Source organism: Ruegeria lacuscaerulensis (assembly GCF_013033355.1).
GTDB lineage: Bacteria > Pseudomonadota > Alphaproteobacteria > Rhodobacterales > Rhodobacteraceae > Ruegeria > Ruegeria lacuscaerulensis_A.
This window is the reverse complement of the sequence record NZ_WQDY01000004.1, coordinates 59,372-83,824: the sequence shown is the minus strand read 5'-3', so window position 1 is coordinate 83,824 and position 24,453 is coordinate 59,372. Positions and strand designations below refer to the sequence as shown.

26 protein-coding genes and 3 tRNA genes are annotated in these 24,453 nt (G+C 56.9%); 15 read left to right on the top strand and 14 right to left on the bottom strand.

Translation table 11 applies throughout. The features are described from left to right. Window positions 1-64 precede the first annotated feature (64 nt). The 6 genes from GOW48_RS09120 (at window position 65) to GOW48_RS09095 (ending at window position 4,686) form a co-directional block, all read left to right on the top strand. Window positions 65-1,573, top strand: a complete 1,509-nt coding sequence (locus GOW48_RS09120) for a DUF1254 domain-containing protein (RefSeq protein WP_170352520.1) — start codon at window positions 65-67, stop codon at window positions 1,571-1,573. A 196-nt stretch (window positions 1,574-1,769) separates the two neighbouring features. Beyond that, window positions 1,770-2,477: a hypothetical protein gene (locus tag GOW48_RS09115; RefSeq protein ID WP_170352521.1), complete on the top strand. Its 708-nt coding sequence runs from the start codon at window positions 1,770-1,772 to the stop codon at window positions 2,475-2,477. 55 nt (window positions 2,478-2,532) lie between these two features. Then, on the top strand, window positions 2,533-3,072 hold the full coding sequence (locus GOW48_RS09110) for a helix-turn-helix transcriptional regulator (RefSeq protein ID WP_170352522.1): 540 nt from the start codon (window positions 2,533-2,535) through the stop codon (window positions 3,070-3,072). A gap of 2 nt (window positions 3,073-3,074) precedes the next feature. Next, entirely contained in the window at window positions 3,075-3,377 is a 303-nt protein-coding gene (locus GOW48_RS22775) for a helix-turn-helix transcriptional regulator (RefSeq protein ID WP_414478913.1), read from the top strand. Between the two features lie 4 nt (window positions 3,378-3,381). Further along, complete coding sequence (locus GOW48_RS09100; RefSeq protein ID WP_170352524.1) at window positions 3,382-3,645, top strand: helix-turn-helix transcriptional regulator; 264 nt, start codon at window positions 3,382-3,384, stop codon at window positions 3,643-3,645. A gap of 135 nt (window positions 3,646-3,780) precedes the next feature. Next, a complete protein-coding gene (locus tag GOW48_RS09095; RefSeq protein WP_170352525.1) occupies window positions 3,781-4,686 on the top strand; it encodes a tyrosine-type recombinase/integrase in 906 nt (301 codons plus the stop codon). 73 nt (window positions 4,687-4,759) lie between these two features. Here the strand turns inward: GOW48_RS09095 and GOW48_RS09090 are convergent. Then, a tRNA-Tyr gene (locus GOW48_RS09090) sits at window positions 4,760-4,843 on the bottom strand. A gap of 116 nt (window positions 4,844-4,959) precedes the next feature. Between GOW48_RS09090 and rlmB the strand changes: the two genes are divergently transcribed. The 4 genes from rlmB to GOW48_RS09070 all read left to right on the top strand — a co-directional run bounded on the left by rlmB (window position 4,960) and on the right by GOW48_RS09070 (window position 7,242). Then, window positions 4,960-5,733: a 23S rRNA (guanosine(2251)-2'-O)-methyltransferase RlmB gene (rlmB, locus tag GOW48_RS09085; RefSeq protein WP_170753113.1), complete on the top strand. Its 774-nt coding sequence runs from the start codon at window positions 4,960-4,962 to the stop codon at window positions 5,731-5,733. Further along, window positions 5,714-6,016 (top strand): hypothetical protein, encoded by a 303-nt coding sequence (locus GOW48_RS09080; RefSeq protein ID WP_170753526.1) that lies wholly within the window; start codon window positions 5,714-5,716, stop codon window positions 6,014-6,016. Before rlmB ends, GOW48_RS09080 begins: the two co-directional genes overlap by 20 nt. A 100-nt stretch (window positions 6,017-6,116) precedes the next feature. Beyond that, window positions 6,117-6,572: a YHS domain-containing (seleno)protein gene (locus tag GOW48_RS09075; RefSeq protein ID WP_234899415.1), complete on the top strand. Its 456-nt coding sequence runs from the start codon at window positions 6,117-6,119 to the stop codon at window positions 6,570-6,572. Between the two features lie 199 nt (window positions 6,573-6,771). Beyond that, on the top strand, window positions 6,772-7,242 hold the full coding sequence (locus GOW48_RS09070) for a CoA-binding protein (protein ID WP_170753111.1): 471 nt from the start codon (window positions 6,772-6,774) through the stop codon (window positions 7,240-7,242). 1 nt (window position 7,243) lies between these two features. Here the strand turns inward: GOW48_RS09070 and GOW48_RS09065 are convergent, their stop codons facing one another. The 3 genes from GOW48_RS09065 to hisF all read right to left on the bottom strand — a co-directional run bounded on the left by GOW48_RS09065 (window position 7,244) and on the right by hisF (window position 8,947). Then, window positions 7,244-7,810 carry a hypothetical protein gene (locus GOW48_RS09065; protein WP_170753109.1) on the bottom strand — a complete coding sequence of 189 codons (567 nt, stop codon included), beginning with the start codon at window positions 7,808-7,810 and terminating at the stop codon, window positions 7,244-7,246. A gap of 61 nt (window positions 7,811-7,871) precedes the next feature. Further along, complete coding sequence (locus GOW48_RS09060) at window positions 7,872-8,189, bottom strand: phosphoribosyl-ATP diphosphatase (protein ID WP_170753107.1); 318 nt, start codon at window positions 8,187-8,189, stop codon at window positions 7,872-7,874. Continuing rightward, window positions 8,186-8,947 (bottom strand): imidazole glycerol phosphate synthase subunit HisF, encoded by a 762-nt coding sequence (hisF, locus tag GOW48_RS09055; protein ID WP_170753105.1) that lies wholly within the window; start codon window positions 8,945-8,947, stop codon window positions 8,186-8,188. Before hisF ends, GOW48_RS09060 begins: the two co-directional genes overlap by 4 nt. Window positions 8,948-9,121: 174 nt before the next feature. On the opposite strand from hisF, the gene GOW48_RS09050 reads away from it, so the two are divergent. Together GOW48_RS09050 and GOW48_RS09045 are read left to right on the top strand one after the other, a co-directional pair. Next, window positions 9,122-9,514: a DUF302 domain-containing protein gene (locus GOW48_RS09050; protein WP_170753524.1), complete on the top strand. Its 393-nt coding sequence runs from the start codon at window positions 9,122-9,124 to the stop codon at window positions 9,512-9,514. Window positions 9,515-9,620: 106 nt separating this feature from the next. Further along, window positions 9,621-9,995, top strand: coding sequence for a hypothetical protein (locus GOW48_RS09045; RefSeq protein ID WP_170756400.1), 375 nt, complete (start codon window positions 9,621-9,623; stop codon window positions 9,993-9,995). Between the two features lie 16 nt (window positions 9,996-10,011). On the opposite strand, the gene hisA is transcribed toward GOW48_RS09045, so the two are convergent. Next, window positions 10,012-10,734: a 1-(5-phosphoribosyl)-5-[(5-phosphoribosylamino)methylideneamino]imidazole-4-carboxamide isomerase gene (gene hisA / locus GOW48_RS09040; RefSeq protein WP_170753102.1), complete on the bottom strand. Its 723-nt coding sequence runs from the start codon at window positions 10,732-10,734 to the stop codon at window positions 10,012-10,014. 134 nt (window positions 10,735-10,868) lie between these two features. Between hisA and GOW48_RS09035 the strand changes: the two genes are divergently transcribed. Beyond that, complete coding sequence (locus GOW48_RS09035; protein WP_170352533.1) at window positions 10,869-11,270, top strand: DUF2147 domain-containing protein; 402 nt, start codon at window positions 10,869-10,871, stop codon at window positions 11,268-11,270. A gap of 4 nt (window positions 11,271-11,274) precedes the next feature. Here GOW48_RS09035 and hisH read toward each other — a convergent pair whose 3' ends face one another. After that, on the bottom strand, window positions 11,275-11,913 hold the full coding sequence (gene hisH / locus GOW48_RS09030) for an imidazole glycerol phosphate synthase subunit HisH (protein WP_170753100.1): 639 nt from the start codon (window positions 11,911-11,913) through the stop codon (window positions 11,275-11,277). Then, window positions 11,914-12,501 carry an imidazoleglycerol-phosphate dehydratase HisB gene (hisB, locus tag GOW48_RS09025; protein WP_170352535.1) on the bottom strand — a complete coding sequence of 196 codons (588 nt, stop codon included), beginning with the start codon at window positions 12,499-12,501 and terminating at the stop codon, window positions 11,914-11,916. It abuts the gene before it with no gap. A 156-nt stretch (window positions 12,502-12,657) separates the two neighbouring features. Here hisB and GOW48_RS09020 point away from each other — a divergent pair, with 156 nt between their 5' ends. Then, complete coding sequence (locus GOW48_RS09020) at window positions 12,658-12,897, top strand: Lrp/AsnC family transcriptional regulator (protein ID WP_170753098.1); 240 nt, start codon at window positions 12,658-12,660, stop codon at window positions 12,895-12,897. On the opposite strand, the gene GOW48_RS09015 is transcribed toward GOW48_RS09020, so the two are convergent. From GOW48_RS09015 to GOW48_RS08985, 7 genes are all read right to left on the bottom strand, one after another. Then, window positions 12,894-13,760 carry a GNAT family N-acetyltransferase gene (locus GOW48_RS09015; RefSeq protein WP_170753097.1) on the bottom strand — a complete coding sequence of 289 codons (867 nt, stop codon included), beginning with the start codon at window positions 13,758-13,760 and terminating at the stop codon, window positions 12,894-12,896. The two genes, GOW48_RS09020 and GOW48_RS09015, sit on opposite strands and share 4 nt — an antisense overlap. 97 nt (window positions 13,761-13,857) lie before the next feature. Beyond that, a tRNA-Gly gene (locus GOW48_RS09010) sits at window positions 13,858-13,932 on the bottom strand. Window positions 13,933-13,965: 33 nt separating this feature from the next. Then, a tRNA-Gly gene (locus GOW48_RS09005) sits at window positions 13,966-14,040 on the bottom strand. A gap of 316 nt (window positions 14,041-14,356) precedes the next feature. After that, entirely contained in the window at window positions 14,357-14,740 is a 384-nt protein-coding gene (locus GOW48_RS09000; protein WP_170753095.1) for an MAPEG family protein, read from the bottom strand. A 78-nt stretch (window positions 14,741-14,818) separates the two neighbouring features. Continuing rightward, the gene (locus tag GOW48_RS08995; protein WP_170753093.1) at window positions 14,819-18,256 is read right to left on the bottom strand and encodes a pyruvate carboxylase; all 3,438 of its coding nucleotides are present in this window, start codon (window positions 18,254-18,256) and stop codon (window positions 14,819-14,821) included. 124 nt (window positions 18,257-18,380) lie between these two features. Next, complete coding sequence (locus GOW48_RS08990; RefSeq protein ID WP_170753091.1) at window positions 18,381-19,538, bottom strand: alpha-hydroxy acid oxidase; 1,158 nt, start codon at window positions 19,536-19,538, stop codon at window positions 18,381-18,383. Window positions 19,539-19,577: 39 nt separating this feature from the next. Continuing rightward, a complete protein-coding gene (locus tag GOW48_RS08985) occupies window positions 19,578-21,368 on the bottom strand; it encodes a sensor domain-containing diguanylate cyclase (RefSeq protein ID WP_170753089.1) in 1,791 nt (596 codons plus the stop codon). Window positions 21,369-21,548: 180 nt separating this feature from the next. Between GOW48_RS08985 and GOW48_RS08980 the strand changes: the two genes are divergently transcribed. Then, complete coding sequence (locus tag GOW48_RS08980; RefSeq protein ID WP_170753088.1) at window positions 21,549-23,942, top strand: ATP-dependent helicase; 2,394 nt, start codon at window positions 21,549-21,551, stop codon at window positions 23,940-23,942. Window positions 23,943-24,453: the final 511 nt, after the last annotated feature.

Sequence of the window (24,453 nt, the reverse complement as noted above, 5' to 3'; positions counted from 1 at the left end):
CTGATGGTTGCGCAGCGGCGCCTTCAGCCACAAGAATTCCGATCAAATTTTTTAGGAGAGATACATGAAACTTCTTACCAATCATTTATCGGCGGCAATTGCCCTCAGCCTCATTGCGGCGGGCGCCAGCGCCTCCAAGGCCCATGCAAATGAGGACACTGTCTCAACGGAGCTTCCGCCATTGATGCAGCAAATCAACAATGGCAACTGGCTTGAGGAGTCTGAGGCGCAGAAATTGGTAGACGAACTCTACTATCATAGAGCGATTCAGGCCTACTACGACATGTTACCGGCAATGAACACCATTGGCCTGCGCGATGGGTCTGAGGCAGTGTTTGGAGCGGGCTACAACGTCATTCCGATCTGGAAAGAAAGAATGGACTCCCGCGCCTGGGTTCCGACACCTAACGCTGACGTTATTTATTCAATGGGTTACGCAGATCTCAAAGAAACCGGCCCATTGGTTGTTGCGGCTCCACCCAATACAGTGAGCATGCTCACAGATTTCTTCCAAGTAACGTTGACGGACGTAGGCGCCGCTGGTCCAGATGGCGGAAAAGGCGGACTGTATCTCCTTCTTCCACCCAACTACGATGGCCCGGTTCCGAATGGCGGGTATTACACGTTCGAGTCTCCGACATACAACGTGTTTATCTTCTTTCGCACAATCATGAAGCAGGGTGATGGTGGTCCAGATCCCTCCGAGGCGGTCGCGACGGCGGAACAAATTCGTATTTACCCACTTTGGGAAGTGGAGAAGGATATTCCGGCAATGGAGTTCCCGAACGCCTCGGGCAAGCGCCTCAACATGATGTATGAAACCGATTTCGACTTTTGGACGAAAATGAAAGAGTTCGTGGACCATGAGCCTTACTCGGCCATTCCGCCGGCTACTCGCGGTGTTTTGGCTTCCCTCGGCATCAAGAAGGGTGAGCCATTTAATCCAACTGCCAAGCAAATGGAATCCTTGAACAAGGCGATGGAAGTTGCACCAAAGATGATCTTTGCCTCCAGGCAGGTCGGTCGACCGGATGGCCGTAACTTCTATTACTATGACAGACAGTATGAACGCGTTTGGTCTGGAGCTACCGCCGAGTTTATGCAGGACGGCTACCTCGACATCGACCAAAGGGCTGCCTTTATGCAATTTGCATACAGCACGTCACCAGCAATGGTTAAACGCGTTATCAATGGTGGTGCAAAATATCCGGTTACTGCCAGAGACGCGGACGGCGAATTCTTGAATGGTAGCCACCACTACAAGCTACATCTGCCGGCGGGTATTCCGGCGAAGCTGTTCTGGGCAGTAACGCTCTACAACGTAACCGATGGGACGATGCCGGAAACTGACCAGTTCATGCCGTCTATCAATCAATTCAACGATTACGAGAAGAATGATGATGGTTCGGTTGATCTCTACTTCGGTCCGACGCTGCCAGACGGCGCTCCTGAGTCCAATTTCATCAAGACCGTTGAGGGAAGAAACTTCCTGACAGCTGTGCGACTGTTTGGAACGGGTATCGAGTTCTTCGACCAAACTTGGAAACCCGACGATGTTGCGAAAATTGACTAATTTTCAAATCGTTGGATAAAAAAGTTCTGAAAGCCCGCAGGGAACTGTGGGCTTCCTGGACAACTGTGATCGCAGCGCACCAAGGAATCTGACCTTTCACAATCGCGAAGTATCTATTGCTCTCGTGGCAACCGGCAGAAAAGCAATTCCTCGTCGAATCCACAACATTTTGTAGCTTTCTGAAGTTGACCACAAAATGACACCCCCAACGAGGCGTCGGGGGCACAACTTAAGTGAACGGCTGGCTGTCTACACCCGACGTAGGGGGCAGACTGCTCCAATAACGGGTGAAGAGTTTTCGCAACTTCTGAACTCTCGCGACGATAAGACCCGTAGCGAAATATTCTCATATCTCAGCCGGGGGCGCGACATTGGGTTCGATCAGGTGATTGTCGCGGATCCTAGGAGCGGCGCAGAAGATGATGGGCAAGAAATGACATTCTATCTGCCTGAGACTGCCGCAGCGGACATGAATGTTATCGACGAGGGAACGCTTGTTCAGGACGACGGCGCACCCGCGTACAAACTTGTGGGCAACGTCCAATTGGCTGCGCCCGCCGACAATGACCCCCGCAACCCAATGCGAACCAAAGACGCCGTCGACGTGATGCGTCCAACCATCGTAGGGGTGTTCGGCGATCAGTTCCCTTGGTCATACGCGCATCTGCGAAAAGCAGCAGAACACCTTGGGTTCTGGGACCAAGCGGTTGGCGACAAGACGAACACCGGAGTGGAGCCAATCACTGGAACGACGCTCTACTATGGAAGGGGGCGCGAGGCGGTGATGCAGTTCGCGAAACAGACCCCCGACGACTTTGTAGAAGTGGTTGGCTCGAAACAGACGCAAACAGTCTGGAAACAGCAGCACGATGTTGCGGCCTTAGAAGCCGAGCAAGAAGGTTGAAGCTGAACACACCATACGCCAACTTCAAAAGCTCTTTCCAACGGATAGTCCCGCAATGACCGAAGTACGAAAACGCAAGAAACGTGAGATTATGCCGCCGCAAAGGGAATGGCCGCCGATACCTTTAGAACCTACCGATACCGAAGACCAAGATAATACTATCGTTTCTCGTCTACCTGGCCGCAACGGGTTGGCAGGAGCCGACGATATTGTCCAATGGCTCGCGCAGTTAATGAACAAGAAAAGTGTTTCATACGATCAGCTTTCACACCTCTCAGGCGTTCCCTCCCGGACTATCAAGAAATGGTTCAGCAGCGACGAAAAATCTCGAACTATTCCCAAACTCAATACTATCCAAGCTTGCTTCGAAGCGTTGGGCCAATCGCTCATCGTCAGTCCGCCAAGTGTTCAGATTGGAAACGGCCAGAAGTTCTATCCAATTGACAACTTCCGTCGGCAACTCTTGGAAGATTGGCTAGACCAGTCGGCCAGATCGAGAGGTGTATCCGTTTCCGCCTTAATCGAAGACTTGGAAACCAATCATCGCAGGGCGATCGAGAACCAAACGAAGGGTTATCGGAGGCGAGAGTTGTAAAAGTGCCTTTTAGGGCACCAGAAAACACCGAAGAAATACTCCATGTTTTGCTCAGAACGCCCAAGAAGCTTTGTGAGGCCCGCATAGTGAGTAAGAAAACCCTGCCAAATACAGACATTCGCCCCCCTTATATCCGTGAGCGTCAGATCGTATCCCGCTTCGGAGTTTCACGAGGCACCCAGTATCGCTTGCGTCGGCGCGGCATCTTTCCGCGAGGGATACGGGTGAGTCCACGGACTGTAATATATTCTGAGCCGGAGATCATCGATGCGCTGGCCGCATTGGCTACGGATGCGAAGAGGTAAGTCAATGGCCACCGCCTCCCAAGTACGACACAGGGTCTTGCCGCCGCCTTGCGCAAGGCTGCTGTCACGTGGAGAGGCATCAGCATATGCCGGGGTTAGCCCGAATACTTTTGACCGCATGATGGGCGATGGCCTGATGCCCGGCCCCAAGCGTGTGTATAATCGCGTGCTTTGGGACGTGCGTGCGCTCGACAGTGCGATTGATGCCTTGCCGGGCGACCAAGACTCGTCAGATGCTGGCGGTTCCGACATCAATGAATGGGACTGACCAATGAAACAACTCCGAAGACCGCCCAAATACTGTCAGGGCTTTGAAGACAGACATGGCAAGATGCGCTGGTATTATCGCCGCACGGGCTATCCCCGTGCTGCATTGTCCGGTTTGCCATGGAGTCCCGAGTTCATGGCCGCTTATGAGCTGGCGGCCCAAGGCGAACGCATGGACGTGGGCAGGACCAAGAGCAAGCCGGGGACCATCACCGCACTGGTGGCTAGTTACTACCGCACGTCCGACTTCACCAACCTGTCCGATGTAACAAAACGCACGTATCGCAACATCTTAGAACGGTTTCGAAAGGAGCACGCAGACAAGAGGGTGGCCTTGCTTCAGCGCCGGCACATTCAAAGATTGGTGAACGAAAGGGCAGGAACACCATCCGCTGCGAACCGCCTCTTGCGAATGATCCGCATCCTTATGCGTCACGCAGTTGAAATGGGCTGGCGTCGCGATGATCCGACCATAGGCGTGCGCAAGCTGAAAGAAAATACAGGGGGCTTCACTACTTGGGAGGATGAACACATTGAACGTTTTTTGGCGCATCATAAGCCCGGGTCTCGGGCGCATTTGGCGTTGATGCTTTTGCTCTACACGGGGCAGCGCAGGGCCGATGTGGTGCGCATGGGGCGGCAACACGTCAGAAACAATGTGCTGACGATCACGCAGCAAAAGACGGGCCAGCAAGTTTCGATCCCGATACACTTTGAGCTGAAACGTACCCTCGATTCTTTGCCGAAAAACAATTTGACATTTTTGGTGTCCGACCGAGGCGGCCCGCTGAAGCCCGAGAGTTTCACCAATTGGTTCAAGCGCATGGTTCAAGACGCCGGACTTTCTGGCTTGTCAGCTCACGGTCTGCGCAAGGCAACTTGTCGAATGTTGGCAGAAGGCGGATGCACACCGCATCAAATCATGGCTATCAGCGGTCACAAAACCCTGTCCGAAGTCACCCGTTACACTGTGGCCGCAAGCCGCGCGCAACTGTCTGAGGACGCTATGGCATCAATGGGTAAGGTCAAAGAAAGAACGTAAACTGTCAAACCTCATACAAAAGTTTGACAATTCGCTCTGTAAGTATCTGACTATTTTAAGTGAAATTTGGAAATGGTGGGCGACCCTGGAATCGAACCAGGCGTGCGTCTCCGCGAGGGAGTTACAGTCCCCTGCCACACCTTGCGGCCTGTCGCCCACTGTCAGGCGTTGCACCTGACGTGGAGGCGTGATTACTAGCGCCTTAAACGAGCGTCAACAGGAAAATACTGCTTTGGCGCAGGAAACCGAATTCCCGGCCAGGAGGCCCAAGAAATGAAGAAACCCAAGTGGGTCGTTGAAAAGGAACAGGCGCGCAAGGCGGCCGCTTCTGAAACTGTATGGCTGTTCGGCTTGCACGCTGTGCGCGATGCCCTGATGAACCCCAAACGGCAGAAATTGCGCCTAATCGTGACCCGGAATGCCCGCGACAAGCTGAACGAAGCCATTGAATTTGCAGGGATCGAGGCTGAAATGGTTGATCCGCGCAAGTTTACTGCTCCGATTGACCCCGGCTCGGTGCATCAGGGGGCCGCGCTTGAGGTAAAGCCGTTGGATTGGGGCGGGCTGGCCGAAAACTGTATCGGGCGTGAACATCCGCGTGTCATTCTGCTGGACCGTGTGACCGACCCGCATAACGTCGGGGCAATTCTCCGCTCGGCCGAGGTTCTGGGGGCCAGTGCGGTTATCGGCACCCGTCACCACTCGGCGCCGGAAACCGGTGCCTTGGCCAAAACGGCCAGTGGAGCGCTAGAGCGGCAACCTTACCTGCGCATGCGCAACTTGGCCGATACAATCGTTGAGCTGCAGAATATGGGTTTTCTGGTCCTGGGTCTGGACGGTGAGGCCGAGCAGACGATTGAGGCGACGCTGGATAGTAAGTTCGACCAACCGGTCGCCTTGGTGCTTGGGGCCGAGGGGCCGGGGTTGAGGCAGAAAACCAAGGAAACCGTTGACCACTTGGTGAAAATTGACGCGGCAGGCGGCTTTGGATCGCTGAATGTCTCAAATGCGGCCGCAATTGCCCTATATGCTTCAAGGCATAGATAGACAGGAGAGCGCCATTTCCACCCCTTCGAAAATTGTCACCTGCTGCTATTGCGGCACCCGAGCTGCGCTGGTCCTGAAAGGTAAGCAACGCCACGAGCTAAGCTGTTCAAGCTGCGGCGCACCGTTGCACGACCTCAAAATGGTGCCGAAGCGCAAGCTGTCCGACGTAAAGCCGGACCGCCGAATCGAAAAACAGCGAAAGACCAAAAAGAAGAAGAAAAAGAGCGTCTTTTCACGCGTGTTCGACGAAGCATGGGATGTGATCGAGGATATTTTCGACTAGGGCGTTTATTCACCCACGCGCGATCACATCCGCGTTAATTGGGGTTTCAGCGGCGTTAATCAATTGCATCTTGATACCCTGACTTCCTAATGAAGACCTTATGAAGATGTACCGACGTTTCCTATTGGGCGCGATAACCGCCTCTATGCTTGCTCCTGCTGCGTTCGCGCAGCATTTACCCGTGTTTTACAAGACGGATGGCGCAGCCATGGCTGGGTATGATGCGGTGTCGTATTTCAACGGCGATGCCCCTGTTCGCGGCCGCCCAGAGTATTCTGTGGTGTGGAAAGGGGCCGAGTGGCACTTTGCGACACCTGAAAACCGTGATGCGTTCGAAATGAACCCGCGTGCTTACGCGCCTCAGTTCGGAGGATACTGCGCTTATGCAATGGCTCAGGGGGAATTGGTCAGTACAGACCCGAACCTGTGGCAGGTGATCGATGGACGCCTTTACCTGACGCATTCGCCAGCGATCGAGCGTATGTGGGAACAGGATACAAGCGGTTTTATTCGAATGGCCGAGGCAAACTGGCCTGTTATCCTCTACGAGAACTAGGCGAATTTCCGCTTTTCGTGATCTGTCATCACAAAAATGCGCGCCCCCTCTTTTTTTTATCCGGGACATGCTTAAATGTCACAGTGACCGCGGAACGGAACTGCCGCGGGTCATTTCACTGTCCCTCGTTCCAACACCTTGCGCCCGGGTTATTACCTGGGCGCTTTTTTCTTTGATGGACTGCGCATAGGGTGGCGGCATGACTAAATACACAGACGCATTTCTGTCGAACATACTTAAGCGCACGAAAACTGTGGCCGTGCTTGGTGTTTCGATGAACCCGGTCCGGCCCAGCTATTATGTTGCGCGCTACTTATCGCTCAAGGGGTACACGGTTATCCCGGTCAATCCTGGGCATGCGGGAAAAGAGCTGTTTGGCACCAAGGTTCGGGCGTCTTTGTTAGATGTTCGGGAATCGGTCGATATGGTTGATATTTTTCGACGGTCCGAGGCTGTCCCTCCGATCGTTGATCAAGCACTGGATGCGTTTCCGGAATTGGGAACCATTTGGATGCAGATCGGTGTGGAACACGCCGACGCTGCAGCAAAGGCGCAGACGCGCGGTGTTGATGTGGTGATGAATCGCTGTCCCAAGATCGAATATCAGCGCCTTTTCGGCGAGCTGCGGATGGGTGGGTTCGCGACCGGGGTGATCTCGTCCAAGCTATAAGCTATTCGCCTGTATAGGCGAGGAGCTCGCCGTATTGTTCGATACGCCTTTGTGCCAACACAATCTCGCGCGGGACCCAGTCATATCGGGTGTCCTCTCTGAAGGGTGACCAAAAAAGAGTTCCGCCGTACCGCCAGGGGTCCAGAATGATTCCGTCCTGCATCTCATCCTCTGAGCGACTGATAATCGCGGTGCTGTGGTCAATTCGCAGCGGGTTATCCGCATTGGCGATGGCCCGGTGAATCTTCAGGGTTTTGAAACCTTCTTGGTTCAGACGCTGCTCGATATCCTCGGCCCAGTGCCAGCACAGTCCGCGCGGCTTTAGGCCCTTGTTGACCTTGGCATTGTGGATCAGCGGAGGATCGGTAATCTGGTATTCCTGCGCCAGCTGCGCGGTATAGGCATAGGTGATACGTGCAGCGCGGTCGGCCTCGGATGGATCAATGCCGGGGCCCAGATTTCGGATTTCGGTGGCCAGACGCTGCGCCTCGTCCCCGGTCTGGGACGGAGGGCTGGCACAAGCAGTCAGCGCCACAAGGGCCAATAGGGTGGCCAAGGTTTTGATCATCTGCGGGCCCTTTGATCCGTTCGGTGTTGAAACCCGATCATAAAGGCACGTCGGCGAAAGCCTAGTCCTTTGGCCTTGCAGCTTTTTCGGAGATGCCGCTGATACCTTGACGGCGGGCCAGTTCGGCCAACACGTCATCCAGCGCCACATCGCGCGCGGCCAACATGACCAGCAGGTGATACAGCACATCCGCTGCCTCGGCTGTCAGCCCGGCTTTGTCGTTCTTGACTGCTTCGATGATGGCTTCTACGGCCTCTTCGCCGAATTTCTCGGCGCATTTCTCAGGGCCTTTGGACAACAGCTTGGCCGTCCAACTGCTGTCTGGGTCCGTCCCCTTGCGCGAGTCGATCGTGGCGGCCAGATCGTGCAGGATACTCATGTCAGCCTCATGGGGATGCCGGCGGCGGCCATATGCTCTTTGGCCTCGCGGATAGTGTATTCGCCGAAATGGAAGATCGAGGCCGCAAGAACCGCACTGGCCCCACCTTCGGTGACGCCTTCGACCAGATGATCCAGATTGCCGACCCCGCCCGAGGCGATCACCGGCACGTCCACAGCATCAGAAATGGCGCGGGTCAGCGGCAGGTTGAACCCCGCCTTGGTGCCGTCGCGATCCATTGATGTCAGCAGGATTTCACCCGCACCCTTGGCAACGACGGTTTTGGCGAACTCGACCGCGTCGATACCGGTGGGCTTGCGGCCGCCATGGGTGAAAATCTCCCACTTGCCGGGGCTGACGGTTTTGGCGTCAATGGCGCACACGATGCACTGACTGCCGAACTGATCGGCGGATTCGGCGATCACATCGGGGTTGGCCACGGCGGCCGAGTTGAAGCTGACCTTATCCGCCCCGGCCAACAGCAGGGCACGAACATCGTCCTTGGTGCGTACGCCGCCGCCAACGGTCAGGGGGACAAAGCACTGCTCGGCCGTGCGCTGAACCACATCGAACATGGTGCCGCGGTTTTCATGGGTGGCGTGAATGTCCAGAAAACAGATCTCATCCGCGCCATCCTCATCATAGGCCTTGGCCGATTCCACCGGATCGCCCGCATCGCGCAGGCCAACAAAATTGACGCCCTTGACCACGCGGCCATCAGCGACGTCCAGGCAGGGAATGATGCGTGTTTTCAGCATGTCGAAGTCCTTTGTTGGCGCACCTCTAACGGCAAAGCCCCGCCGATGCCAGACTTGTGATTGTGATCTCCCGCGAAGCCGTGGAAATTAGGGATGAAATTTATGAAAAGGATTATCGAGATGCGACATCTTATTCTGGCTTCAATACTCACATTCGGAGGGGCACTGTCCGCCATGGCAGACGACATCATCAAAGTTGAGACAAATAAATCCGTGGCCGAGGCGCTGGACGCGCTTGAGGCTGCTGTCGGCAATGCAGGCGCAACCGTCTTTGCCCGTGTCGACCATGCCGCCGGCGCCGAGAAGGTGGGTACACCGATCCCGGCCAATCAGGTGCTGATCTTCGGCAACCCTGCACTTGGTACACCCGCCATGCAGATCGACCCGCGCGCCGGGCTGTTCCTGCCGCTGAAGGTTCAGGCTTATGAGGACGCCAACGGGCAGGTTTGGTTGGCCTATGAAGACCCGAAAGAGACCTTGGAGGATCTCAATGGTGTCTCTGACGCCCCAGTCATCGAAAAGATGCGCGGCGCACTGGCCAAACTGACTGCAGCGGCCGCGCAATAAGGTTCTGCCACGCCGGCGGGTGCGTGGCGATACCTCTCAAGTTTTGGGATGGCGGCGATTTGTGATAGAATTGCCGCATTTCAAAGTACATATTGGGAGGTTTTTTATGAAAATTGCCTTACAAACAATCAGCGCAGCAGTGATATGTGTCGGGGTGTTTACCACCGGAGCGATTGCGCAAGATTTCATGTCCAAGTCAGAACTTTTGGCAACCCTACCCGGGTCAACAGTCCGGTCTATTTCTAATCAGGATGACAAGACCCAGTGGGCACAGGCATACAGCACTGGTCGCAAAAAAGGTAAACTTGCCGGTAATTTCGGGGGAAACTCCTACGACGGCGAGTGGTATGTTGATGGCGATAAGTGGTGCGAAAAGACCGGAGACTGGTCGGGTTGTTTTCAATTCGTAAAAATCAGTGAAACGGAGCTGCAGCCATACAAAGATGGGCAGCCTCGGAAACACACATGGAAGCTGGAATAACCGCCGGTCGGCTTGATTACGCGCCGAGCGTGGCCAGCGCTTTTTTCAGATCAAGCGCCCCGTCGTACAGCGCACGGCCCGAAATCGCGCCATTCAATTCCACGCCACAATCGCGCAGGGCGATCAGATCATCTAGCGAGCTCACTCCGCCCGACGCGATCACCGGAATGGACACGGCGCGGGCGAGGGCGGCTGTGGCATCAATATTCGGGCCCTGCATCGCGCCGTCGCGGTTGATATCGGTGTAGATGATGGCCGCGACGCCCGCATCCTCGAAGCTGCGTGCTAGATCAGTGACTTCGACATCGGTTTCCTCGGCCCATCCTTTGGTGGCGACCATGCCGTTGCGGGCGTCGATGCCCACGGCGACCTTGCCGGGAAACTCACGCGCGGCTTCGCGGACCAGATCGGGGTTTTCGACCGCAACGGTACCAAGAATGACGCGGGCGAGCCCTTTGTCGATCCAAGTTTCGATTGTGGCCATATCGCGGATGCCTCCACCTAGCTGGGCGGGGACTTTGCATGCCGACAGGATCGCTTCGACCGGGGCGGCGTTGACCGGCTCGCCGGCGAAAGCACCGTTCAGGTCGACCAGATGCAGCCACTCGCACCCGGCTTCGACAAATGCTTTCGCCTGGGCGGCCGGGTCGTCATTGAACACAGTCGCCTTGTCCATTTCACCACGCAACAGGCGCACGGCCTGGCCGTCTTTGAGGTCGATGGCGGGGTAGAGGATCATGATCGGCGGCCCTATATCAGTGTTACACGCGGGGGATATCGCACAAGCGGGGCAGGGGATGCAACGCGACGCGGGGTCATTCTTGCCCGACGACATAAGGCGCGACAAAGTGGCCTCATAAAAGGGAGAAGATCATGAAATCTACATTCATTGCAGCAGCGGCCTTTTCTGTTCTTTCTACGGCAGCGCTGGCAGACCCGGTCGACGGTCTTTGGAAAACCGAGCCCGGAGATGAAGGCAACTATCTGCACGTTTCGATCCAGCCCTGCGGCAGTGCCATCTGTGGAACCATCGATAGCGCGTTTGACGCCTCGGGCAATCAATCGTTGAACTATGAGAATCTGGGTAAACAGATGATCTGGGATATGCAGGCGCAAGGGGATGGCGCTTATGGTGGTGGCAAAATCTGGGCCCCGGACCGCGATAAGACCTACAGTTCAAAGATGCAGCTGGACAGCCAGAACAAGCTGACCGTCAAAGGCTGTGCTGCGGGTGGTCTGATCTGCCGCGGCCAGACCTGGACCCGCGTTCAGTAAAGGATCAGGGCTTCCACGTCAGGAAGTTGCCGATCATGCGCAGCCCCACATCCTGGCTTTTCTCAGGGTGAAACTGCATTCCAACCATCGTGTCACGGCCAATCACGGCCGTGACGTCCTGCCCATAGTCCACATAGGCCAGACGCTGTGCTGGGTCCGCGACCCGGAAGTGGTAGGAGTGGACGAAATAGGTGTGATCGCCGGATTTTATCCCGTCAAACACTGGGTGATCGCTTTCCAGAACCAGATCGTTCCAGCCCATCTGCGGGACTTTCAGCGCGCTGTCTGACGGTTCAATCCGCACCACATCGCCCGCAACCCAGCCCAGACCATCAGTTTCGGTGTATTCATGGCCTGTAGAGGCCATCAGCTGCATCCCGACGCAGATGCCAAGAAACGGACGGCCTTTTTGCTCCACCGCCTCAATCATGGCGTCGTGGATGCCCTTATGGCCGCGCAGTTCGGCGGCGCAGGCCGGGAAAGCCCCGTCGCCAGGCAGAACCAGCCGGTCGGCGCGCGCGACAACATCCGCGTCCGAGGTCACGACGACCTCGCCCGCATCCAATTCCCGCGCCATCCGCTGAAACGCCTTTTCCGCCGAGTGCAGGTTGCCGCTTTCGTAGTCAATGATCGCTGTCAGCATCTACAGCGCGCCTTTCGTGGATGGAATCGCATCCGCCTTGCGCGGGTCGGTTTCGACCGCCAGGCGCAGGGCGCGGGCGACGGCCTTAAAGGCAGCTTCGGCAATGTGGTGGCTGTTGAAGCCGTGCAACTGGTCGATATGCAGGGTGATGCCGCCATGGGTGGACAGTGCCTGAAAGAACTCACGTACCAGCTCGGTGTCGAACGTGCCGATCTTGTGCGTCGGCAGGTCCACGTTCCAGATCAGGAACGGACGGCCCGACAGGTCCAGCGCACAGCGCACCTGCGCGTCATCCATCGGCAAGTGGCATTCGCCATAGCGCCGGATGCCCTTCTTGTCGCCCAATGCCTGCGTCAGCGCCTGACCCAGCGCGATGCCGGTGTCTTCGACCGTGTGGTGGTCGTCGATGTGGTAATCGCCCTTGGCGCGGATCGTCATGTCGATCAGCGAATGACGCGCCAGCTGATCCAGCATATGATCGAAGAACCCGACGCCGGTCTGGTTGTCGTAGGTGCCGGTGCCGTCCAGATTGACTTCGACCGAGATCTCGGTCTCGGCGGTCTGTCGGCTGATCTTTGCGCTGCGCATGGGCGAATTCCTTTTGCTACAGGCGCGCTTATAGACGGGGAAGGGCGCGCATATCCAGACCGCAAAGGCGCATTCGCCGTAAACTGTTGCAGGGGATTGCACCCCGGCGCGCCTCGTGCCAGCTTGCGACCAACACGAACCAATAAGGCCCGGCCCATGTCCACCTGCGTTTTCATCCAGATCCGCTGCAAACCCGGCACCACCTATAAGGTGGCCGAAGACATCGCCCTGCGCGAAATTCATTCCGAGCTTTATTCGACCAGTGGTGAATACGACCTGCTGCTAAAGCTCTATATTCCGGAAACTGAAGATGTGGGTCATTTCATCAACGAAAACTTGCTGGTGATTCCTGATATCGAAAGATCGCTGACCACGATGACGTTCAAGGCGTTCTAACCCAACTCAAACGTAGTTACCCCGAAAACCCGACTCAGGTCGATGTCCGGTTCATGATCGGAATACATGCGCGCTGTTTCGAACACTTTCTTTAACTCCAACTGCTGCGCCATCGCGATAGCAGCATCGTTGGGCTGGGGCATGTCGACAAAGACATCGTGATCGCGATGATCTACGGGAATAGCGGCGAGCAAACTGGCCAAAAGCGCCTGAGCAATTGCGGCGTCATCGGCAAAAAGCGGGCCGACTTTGTACCCCGTTTTGCAGGGGCGAAGGGTGGCATATCCTCTGATCTGACCATTTTCGGTGTAGACGCGTGAGATGTGGGAGTACGCGCTTAGCCAGCTTTGCAAAAATGCGTCCCGCGCTGCCGGGAATAGCTGTCGGTCGTAGGCTTTAAGGGCGTCGGTGGCTGTCTTTATGGGCGCAACCCCATTGCCCAGAACTTGACCCAGTTTGGGCAAGACCTGTCGAACGGGGGCGCCGAAGCGGAAATTGTTGTAGGCAAAGGTGAACCCTGATTTCCGGTAATTATCCTGTTGCTCGACCACGCCATCCAGCCCCATGTTGCGGCCTTCACAATGGGCAAGTGCGTGTCTGGCTATCTCGAGACCGTGGCCGTGATGTCGAAATTCGGGCCGAACAATGTAAAAGCCAAGGAACGAAAAAGCGTCGTCATAGTTCACGGCCGAGACCGACGCGATCATCTCACCATCCAGAAAGCCGCCCAGAAATCCACTTGGGTCTGTTGGGCGAAAACACTGAGCGTCGTGCACGCCGGGGTTCCACCCTTCGCGGCCGGCCCAGTCAACGGCGTGTTGCAATTCATCGGCGGTCAGTGACCTGATACTATATCCTGACATGTTAAAATCCTGAAACTTGTAACGATAACACCTACAACGCCAACAGAATGGCGTAACAATCGGCAGGTGGCCAGAAAAGTTTCAAGAATTTGGTATCTGGAGCGGGCGAGGCGATTCGAACGCCCGACCCTAACCTTGGCAAGGTTATGCTCTACCCCTGAGCTACGCCCGCATCAGATACTATGTTGGTCCGAAGACCTCTCAATGGAGCGGGCGAGGCGATTCGAACGCCCGACCCTAACCTTGGCAAGGTTATGCTCTACCCCTGAGCTACGCCCGCGCCGTTGAGTGAGGAGGGATGTATAAATTCCCGCGCAGGGCTGCAAGCAGAAAAGCACAAAAAGGTGCAAAAATATTTCGACGGAAATGCGCTGCTGAAGTGTTCAAGACATAGAGCAACGTAAAACAACAAGGATGGAAACGAGGAAATGAAGCGGGTGGCAGACATTAAGACGGCTCTATTAGCCGGTTTGATCGTTTTAAGCTGTGCACTGAGCGTGCGGGACGAGGACAGGCTTGGAAAGGCCGAGCCTGACCTCGGGCAATTGCCTAGGGTTGAAACACGTGTTTTGACCGGCTGACCCGCGTTGCGGTGATCAAAAGGCTAATATCAGATTCGAGATAGCCGCCACCAGAAGGGCTGTGAACGTCAAAACCATACCGAGTTGGCGCAGGATAACGATCTGAGGCGTTTTACCGAAACCATAGGCATGCAGCATGCGCCCGGCCAGCAAACACAGCCCCAACAGATTGACCAACAGGCCGCTCGCCCCCTGAAGCTCGACCATGGCGATCAGCAGCAACCCAAACGGAGCATATTCTGCAAAGTTGGAATGGGTGCGTACCGCTTTAAGCATCTCGCTGTTGCCCGAGTCGCCATACGAGATCTTTTGGCTCCGGCGGGTACTAATGACCCAGCCGCTGAGAGCGACGTAGATGATCGCCAGCAGCGCAGCGTAGATAGGTGTGATAGACAGCATGTTTTCCCTCCCGTTTGCAAAGCGACGGGCCGCCCGGATGTCCGAGCGGCCCGAAGGTTGGGAATTAAACTAGATCGTTCACTCAAGTTCGACCAGTAGGTCCTTAGCGTCAATCTGGCCGCCGGGCTGCACGTGGATCGCCTTAACGGTCGCGTCACGCTCTGCGTGGATGCCAGTTTCCATCTTCATGGCTTCGATGGTCAGCAACAGGTCGCCTTCCTTCACCTCTTGTCCGGCAGTAACGGAAACGGTTGCGACGACGCCGGGCATTGGTGCGCCGATGTGGCCGGGGTTGCCGGTTTCAGCCTTGGGGCGCGTCTGTGTCGACGACGTGACAAGACGGTTCGGTACTCGAATTACGCGCGGTTGGCCGTTGAGTTCAAAAAAGACCTTCACTTCACCTTTTTCGTCGGTCTCACCAATGGCCTGACACCGAATTTCCAACGTCTTGCCGGGGTCGATCTCGGCCGTGATTTCTTCGCCCGGTTCCATTCCGTAGAAAAAGGTGCGTGTGGGCAGGGTGCGAACCGGGCCATAGGTACGGTGGCGGCCCATATAGTCCAGGAAGACCTTGGGATACATCAGATACCCGTTCAGATCCTCGTCATCGACCTCTTTGCCTTCCAGTTGCTTCGACAGCTCGGCGCGGGTGGCTTCAAGATCGACGGCAGGTACATCCTTGCCGGGGCGATCCGTGTTGGGGGCCTCGTCCTTGAGGACCTTGTGGATGATGGTGTCGGGGAAACCGCCCGGAGGTTGGCCCAGGTTGCCGCGCATCATATCCACGACTGAATCAGGGAAGGCCACATCCGTATCCGGGCTTTCCACGTCAGCACGGGTCAGGCCCTGGCTGACCATCATCAGCGCCATGTCGCCAACCACCTTGGACGATGGTGTCACCTTGACGATATCGCCGAACATCTGGTTCACGTCGGCATACATCTGAGCGACCTCATGCCAGCGTTCCTCCAGCCCCAAGCTGCGCGCCTGCGCCTTGAGGTTGGTGAACTGACCGCCGGGCATTTCGTGCAGATAAACCTCGGAGGCCGGAGCCTGCAGGCTGGACTCAAACGCCGCGTACTGGCCACGAACTGCTTCGAAGTAGTCACTGATCTCGCGGATGGCCTTGATGTCCAACCCGGTGTCACGATCCGTGTGTCGCAGCGCCTCGACCACGGTGCCCAGCGTCGCCTGAGAAGTGTTGCCCGAGAAGCTGTCCATCGCGCAATCCACCGCGTCCACGCCCGCCTCGGACGCGGCCAGAATGGTGGCGCTGGCGATGCCCGCGGTGTCGTGCGTGTGGAAGTGGATCGGCAGTCCGACCTCTTCCCTCAACGCGCGGATCAAGATCTTGGCCGAGGCCGGCTTCAACAAACCAGCCATATCTTTCAGGCCCAGAACATGCGCCCCCGCGTCGCGCAGCTCTTTCGCCATGCCGACATAGTATTTCAGGTCATATTTGGCGCGATCCGGGTCCAGAATATCACCGGTATAACAAACGGTGCCCTCACAGATTTTGCCGTTTTCAACGACAGCATCCATGGCCACGCGCATGTTCTCGACCCAGTTCAGCGAGTCAAATACCCGGAACACATCGATATTCTGCGAAGCCTGACGGACGAATTCCTGCACCACGTTGTCGGGGTAATTGGTATAGCCAACCCCGTTCGCACCGCGCAGCAACATTTGAGTCATCAGGTTCGGCATCGCTTCGCGCAGGTCACGCAGACGCTGCCAAGGGCATTCCTGCAGGAACCGATAGGCCACATCAAAGGTCGCACCGCCCCAGCATTCGACGCTGAACAGCTGCGGCAGATTGGCCGCATAGGTCGGTGCCACCTTGATCATGTCGATTGAGCGCATCCGCGTGGCCAACAGCGACTGGTGCCCGTCGCGCATGGTGGTGTCGGTAATCAGCAACTGGCGCTGCGCCTTCATCCAGTCTGCGACCGCCTGCGGGCCTTTCTGCTCCAGCAGGTTGCGGGTGCCCATCTGGGGTTCCCCCTTCAACGCGGGGGGCTTGGCCTCTTTCAGGTCGGCGCGGGGTTCGGGACGGTCCTTGGTCTCGGGGTGCCCGTTCACGGTAATATCCGCGATATAGGTCAGAACCTTGGTGCCCCTGTCGCGGCGCCGCTTGAAGGCAAACAGATCCGGCGTCGTGTCGATGAACTTGGTGGTATATTCGTTCGACAGGAAGGTCGGGTGTTTCAGCAGGTTGATGACAAAGTCGATATTGGTGCTGACACCGCGAATACGGAACTCGCGCAGCGCCCGGTCCATCCGCGCAATCGCAGCCTCAGGCGTGGGCGCCTTGGCCGTGACCTTGGTCAGCAACGAGTCGTAATAACGCGTGATCACCCCGCCCGCATAGGCCGTGCCGCCATCCAGACGAATGCCCATTCCGGTGGCCGAGCGATAGGCGGTGATGCGGCCATAATCGGGGATAAAATTGTTCTGCGGATCTTCGGTCGTGATCCGCGTCTGCAGCGCGTGACCGTTCAGACGCACGTCGGACTGGCTGGCAGCACCAGTTGCTTCGGCCAGGGTTTTGCCCTCGGCGATCAGGATTTGCGCCTGCACGATGTCGATGCCCGTGACCTCTTCGGTGACGGTATGTTCGACCTGTACGCGGGGGTTCACTTCGATGAAGTAGAACTTGCCGGTTTCCATATCCATCAGGAATTCGACCGTGCCTGCGCATTCATAATTCACATGGGCGCAGATTTTGCGGCCGAGTTCACAGATTTCCGCGCGCTGTTCGTCAGACAGATACGGGGCAGGGGCGCGTTCCACGACCTTCTGGTTCCGGCGCTGAACCGAGCAGTCGCGTTCGTACAGGTGGTAAATCTCACCGTGCTTGTCGCCCAGAATCTGCACCTCGACATGGCGGGCACGGGTGATCATCTTTTCCAGATAGCCTTCTCCATTGCCAAAAGCGGCCTCGGCCTCGCGGCGGCCTTCCAGTACCTTTTCTTCCAGCTCTGCCTCGGATTCGATCGGGCGCATCCCGCGTCCGCCTCCGCCCCAGCTGGCCTTTAGCATCAGCGGGTAACCGATCTCGGCGGCCTCTGCGCGGATCGCGTCCATGTCATCGCCCAGAACCTCAGTTGCAGGAATGACCGGAACGCCAGCTGCAATCGCAACGCGGCGGGCGCTGGCCTTGTCGCCAAGGGCGCGCATGGTTTCAGCTTTCGGTCCGATAAAGGTTATGCCGTTCTGCACACAGGCATCCACGAAATCGGGGTTTTCCGACAGCAGGCCGTAACCCGGGTGGATCGCGTCTGCGCCGCATTCCTTGGCGACGCGGATGATTTCATCAATCGAAAGATATGCAGCCACCGGGCCCATGCCTTCGCCAATGCGATACGCCTCATCCGCCTTAAAACGGTGCAGGCCCAGCTTGTCCTCTTCGGCGAAGACAGCGACGGTGCGTTTGCCCATCTCATTGGCTGCGCGCATCACGCGAATGGCAATCTCGCCGCGGTTGGCGATCAGGATCTTGTTGAAGTCGGTCATTTGCGGTCCCGGTCTTTATGGTTTGGCCGTGTTCATAAGCGGACAATACGCGCACGTATATCAGTCGTTCTGGGTAGAACCGGCATGTTAACGCTCGCAAACGCCCTATGTTGGCGCTAACGTATTACACGTGCCGCGCCGCAGCATCAATCTGAGATATTGCAGGTGGCAAGTGATCTACAGATTCTGCCCCCAGCTGACCCATATTCGCCAGCAGATCTTGCCGCAGAATGTCTATCGCATGGTCAGGGCCATCGACGCCTAGGGCTGCGAGAGCATACATGAAACCACGCCCAAGCATGACCAAATCTGCGCCCAGTGCTTTCGCGCGCAGAATATCCAGCCCCCCTTCGATGCCGCTATCGAGTATCAGTGGCAGATCTGTCGCGGCACGAATGGCTGGTAGCGCCTCGATACTTGCGGGGGCGGCGTCGAACTGTCGACCACCGTGATTGGATATCCACAAGGCGTCGACACCCGCCTGTTTCAGCGGTTCAGCATCCTCGGCACGCATAACCCCTTTAACTATGAAAGGACCATCCCACGCATCGCGCAGCCATCTGACATAGTCCATGTCCGGCGACGTGCGCAGTAGATACCCAACATGCGCTGTCGGAGGGAGATTGCTTGAATCGTCGGTGTACTTGTCCAATGTGCGCATCCGCGGTGGCCCGCTACGCGCCATGGCAAGGGCCCATGCAGGCCGTTGAATGATTTGTGCCAGCAAGCGGGGGGTCAGCCTGGGCGGGTTCGTAAGCCCCGAACGGATTTGTCTTTCCCGTCGAGACGCCACCGGCACGTCCGCAGTCATTACCAGCGTTGAGAATCCGGCAGCTTTGACCCGGTTGAGCAAATCCATGCGGATGTCTGGGTCCTTTGGGGGGTAGAGTTGAAACCACGCGTCATCCCCGATGTGGCCGTCCAGGTCTTCGGGGCTTTGGGTCGCAACGTTTGAGAGGGTAAAAGGCAGGCTTGCCGCCGCGCAGGCCCGCGCCAAAACTCCCTCGGCGTCGGGCCAGATCAAGCCCGCCATTCCGATCGGAGCTACACCAAACGGGAGCGGGTAACGTTTCCCCAAAAAATCGGTGCCGGTGTCACAAGATATCGTTCCGTGCAGGATTGAGGGCAAAAAGCCAATACGATCCAGGGCGGCGCGGTTTCGGTTCAGTGTTGCTTCGACTCCGGTACCGCTGTCCAGGTATTCCCACACGAAATGGGGGATTCTGGTTTTGGCCCGACGCTTCAGATCTTCGATGCTGGGGTATCTGCTGTGCAAATCCATACGGATTGATCGTGGTTGGCGTCTGATTCGGCAAGAAATTTAGGACTTTGCGCTAATTTTGGCGATGGAAGGTGTTGTAACGCCAGTCTGATCCCCGCGCCCAGAGCTCGGATCAATCTTTCCGGCAACCTGAACCTGATTGCGGCCTTTGTCCTTGGCCTCATACAGCGCATCATCCGCCGAGCGCATAAGATCCTGCGGCATGGTTCCATGCGCCGGGTAATTGGCGACACCCACAGAAATCGTTATGCGGGGTAGCGATTTTTCACCGTACCGCACGGTAATACCTTCAACCGCCTGGCGCAGCTGTTCAGCGCGGGTCATGGCATCTTCCTGAGTATTGTCGGGCAGGATCAGCATGAACTCTTCCCCACCGATCCTGCAGGCGATCTCATCCCGGTCACACTCTTGTTCCATTGCTGATCCAACAGCGCGCAAAACCATATCTCCGGCGTCGTGCCCATGAGTGTCGTTGAACTTTTTGAAGTGATCCACGTCCACAGCAATCAGGCTGAGCGGAGCGCCTGTTTGCTGGCTGCGGCTAATGGACTTGCGCAACGTCTCGGTCATGTGCCGCCGGTTGAACAAGCCGGTCAGCGGGTCCCGCACTGACTGGTCATGCAACTGGTCGCGCATCCGAACGTTGGCGATTGCCATGCTGATTTGCTCTGCACATAGCTGCGCCAGTTTGCGGCTTTTGTGAAAGCACTTGTCGCGACCTTCCAGCGCCCGCAGATGCAGCAGACCAACCGTTTCGCCGTGGGCCAGAATCGGGAAGCAGAAGTAAGGACGGCCATCATGGGGCTCGGCATGTTCACATACAAAGTCAATCTCGGACGCACCGAATTCATAGGTTCGCCCCCGACGCAGGCCCCAGCATCCTTCGGGGTGGATGTGAGACTTATGCGTGCCACCATTCCAACTGGCACACCCATCCAGCACATCGCGTGAGTTCGAGTATACATACACACTGCCCTCTGACTCGGGCAGGATGTGGGTCATAAAACGCGAGACCATGTCGAACAGCTCGTCCAGAGACCGGCTGGATTGCAGCCATTCATTCAACTCGCCCAGCAAACGGACTTCTCGGGCCAAACGCAGTTGTTCGTCCATAAGCTCACGTTCCTTGGCTGCGCGCCCGCGAAGGCTTTGAACCTGACGGCGGTTAGAGCGGAACACGACCAATGTCACGACACTGAACGCAAGAAGGGCAACAGTGCTAAGAATAAACAGAGACAGTCGCACGCGATCTATGAACAGGTTCCTGACATCTGTAATGTCCGAATAGAACTCAATCGCGCCCAGAAAACGACCGTCTCGAATGATCGGAGTGTAGATTTCGGCAACGTGGCGTGTTTGCGGGCCCGAGGCGTGAATAGCGTCGCCATCGAAATCCTCGACCTCGGACAAAGGTTTTTCTTCGTGTTTATAGTAGATATTGCCCTGTTTGATTACGGTGTCAAAGTACGGTTTGGAGTTCACCGACCCTAGGTCGGAGGACCGTGAAGACCAGAAGACGCGACCATCTGCGTTGAACAGTTTGAAACGATAGATGTCGGATGTTGCAGGCAAAAGCTCAAGAAACTCCTGATCATGGCCGCCGACGAATCCTGTTTGGAACGTGGCTTGAACATCCTTCAGGTGCGATGTCACTTGTTTGCCGAGCTGCGTGGCTTCTTTTCTCAGGTCCGCTTCAAGCATACGGTCCACGACCGGAGCAGGCACTGCGTATATTCCCCAGCCAGAAAACGCGGTCAGGGACAAAAGCGTCAGCACAATGGCCGCCAATTTCAGCCGATATGACCAGCCTGGTTTAAGTTTTTGTTCCATGATCGCGCTCCCACAGCTTTGAATTCACTATCGGGTGCGCTTTTTTGAGCAAAGGTTAACGCGGGCCGGCAAACTGCAGAGCTGTTGAATAGAATTGCTTATAGTTCAAACGGTAATTCTTGGCGAACAAGGGGTGAACAAACTCTTTCCCTCGGGCCTTATTCGGCGTAGTTTGGCACGATGAGCAGTTTCGATGAAATGGACGCCTTTGAAGGCGCATCCCTGTCCCAGCGCGCCATGGTTGCGCGCCCCGCACCCTATCTTGATGATCTGAACCCGGCGCAGCGCGAAGCGGTTGAGCGTCTGGATGGGCCGGTTCTGATGTTGGCCGGGGCAGGGACCGGCAAAACCAAGGCGCTGACGGCACGGATTGCGCATCTTCTGACCAAGGGGCAGGCGCGGCCGAATGAGATTCTGGCCGTGACATTCACCAACAAAGCCGCGCGCGAGATGCGTGATCGCGTGGGTCGCTTGTTGGGCCAACCGGCCGAGGGGATGCCGTGGCTGGGCACGTTCCATTCGATCTGCGTCAAGCTGCTGCGCCGCCATGCGGAACTGGTGGGTCTGAAATCGAACTTCACCATTCTGGACACGGATGATCAGCTGCGCCTGCTCAAGCAGTTGATCAAGCTGGCCAATATTGACGAAAAACGCTGGCCGCCGCGAATGCTGGCCGGGATCATCGACGATTGGAAGAACCGCGCGCTAACACCCGACAAGGTGCCTGCCGCGGATGCAGGGGCGTATAACAACAAGGGTATCCAGCTTTATGCCCAATACCAGACCCGCCTGCGTGAGCTTAACGCCGTCGATTTCGGCGATCTGCTGTTGCACATGGTCACGATCTTTCAGCAGCACGAGGACGTGTTGCAGCAATATCAGCGCTGGTTCCGCTACATTTTGGTGGATGAGTATCAGGATACCAACGTCGCCCAATACCTGTGGCTGAGGCTGCTGGCCGGGGCGCATAAGAATATTTGCTGCGTGGGCGATGATGACCAGTCGATCTATGGCTGGCGCGGGGCCGAGGTGGGCAATATCCTGCGGTTCGAAAAGGACTTCCCCGGCGCGTTTGTGGTGCGGCTTGAGCAGAATTACCGTTCGACCCCGCATATTCTGGCCGCTGCCTCGAACGTCATACGCGGCAATGAAAACCGTCTGGGCAAAGAGCTTTGGACGGATGCCGAAGAGGGCCACAAGGTCAATCTGATCGGCCATTGGGATGGCGAGGAAGAGGCCCGCTGGATCGGCGAAGAAATCGACGCGCTGCAGGGCGGCACGCGCGGGATTCGTCCGATGAATCTGGATGAGATCGCGATTCTTGTTCGTGCCTCGCACCAGATGCGCGCGTTTGAGGATCGGTTTCTGACCATCGGTCTACCATATAAGGTGATCGGCGGGCCCAGATTCTATGAGCGGATGGAGATCCGCGATGCCATGGCCTATTTCCGGTTGGTGGTCAGTCCCGGAGACGATCTGGCGTTCGAGCGGATTGTGAATACGCCCAAGCGCGGTTTGGGCGACAAGGCGCAGCAGACGATCCAAGTGACCGCGCGCGAAAATGGCGTGTCGCTGGTCGATGGGGCACGGATTGCGGTCGACAATGGGCTGATCAAGGGGAAAGGCGGCAAGGCTTTGCGGGAGCTGATCGAGGGGCTGGCGCGCTGGAATGCGATGACGCGCGGGCCGCGGATTGAGGTCGAGGATGACTCGGTCATCGACGACGGTGCGCCGCTGCGGCTTGGTGAGCCTGAAGTGTCGCATATCGAACTGGCGCAGATCATTCTGGATGAATCCGGCTATACGGCCCATTGGCAGAATGAAAAGACGCCCGAGGCACCGGGGCGGCTGGAGAATCTTAAGGAACTGGTGAACCAGCTGGACAATTTCGAGAACCTGCAGGGGTTCTTGGAACATGTCAGTTTGGTCATGGACAATGAGCAGGACGGCGACGGGGCCAAAGTCTCGATCATGACGCTGCACGCGGCCAAGGGGTTGGAGTTTCCTGCCGTGTTCCTGCCGGGGTGGGAGGATGGGTTGTTCCCCTCGCAACGCTCGATGGACGAATCCGGCCTGAAGGGTTTGGAGGAGGAGCGGCGGCTGGCCTATGTCGGTATCACCCGCGCGGAGGAGGTCTGTACGATTTCCTTCGCGGCCAATCGGCGGGTGTTCGGGCAGTGGCAAAACGCGATGCCATCGCGATTCATCGACGAGTTACCCGAGGACCATGTAGAGGTGCTGACGCCCCCGGGCCTGTACGGTGGCGGACAGGCTTCGGCCAGCATCGAAACCCGCGCGGCCGAAGCAAATGTCTATAACTCGCCGGGCTGGAAGCGGATGCAGGCGCGGCAGGGGCAGTATGGGATGTCTCAGCCCAAAGAAAGCCGCAATACGGTGATCGATGCGACGGCACTGGCGAGTTTCACGCTGGGTGAGAGGGTATTTCACCAGAAATTCGGTTATGGCGCGGTGATCGGCATCGAAGGCGACAAGGTCGAGGTCGATTTCGACAAGGCCGGGGTGAAGAAGGTCGTATCGCGATTCCTGTCGGCTAAGGACGACGTACCGTTTTAATCAAATGGAATGTGCCTAACGGCACATGCTCGATTCTGCGAGAGCGCCCGGTTCTGACCGCGGCGCCTTTTTTGCGTTCAGAAAAAGAAAAACGGCGGTTTCCAGGGAGGAGGAGAGGAAACCGCCGTTCTTTGCAACATCAAGGCAGGGAGGAGGAGAGCCCCGATGTATCCGAACCCGGGTTTGATCCCGGTATGTGTAAGTCGCGACGACACCAGGGAGGAGGAGAGGTGTCGTCGCGCTCTTTCAACATCAGGGCAGGGAGGAGGAGAGCCCCGATGTATCTGTTTCCGGGTCTGATCCCGGTATTTGTAAGACGCGGCGACGTCAGGGAGGAGGAGAGACGTCGCCGCGCGCTTTCAACACCGGGAAAGGGAGGAGGAGAACCCGGTGTGTCACGTTCCGGCATTCAGGGCCGGTATAATCTGCGGCGACACCAGGGAGGAGGAGAGGTGCCGCCGCTGAAATACAGGTCCTAAAGGGAGGAGGAAGGACCTGATCTCGGTTGTGT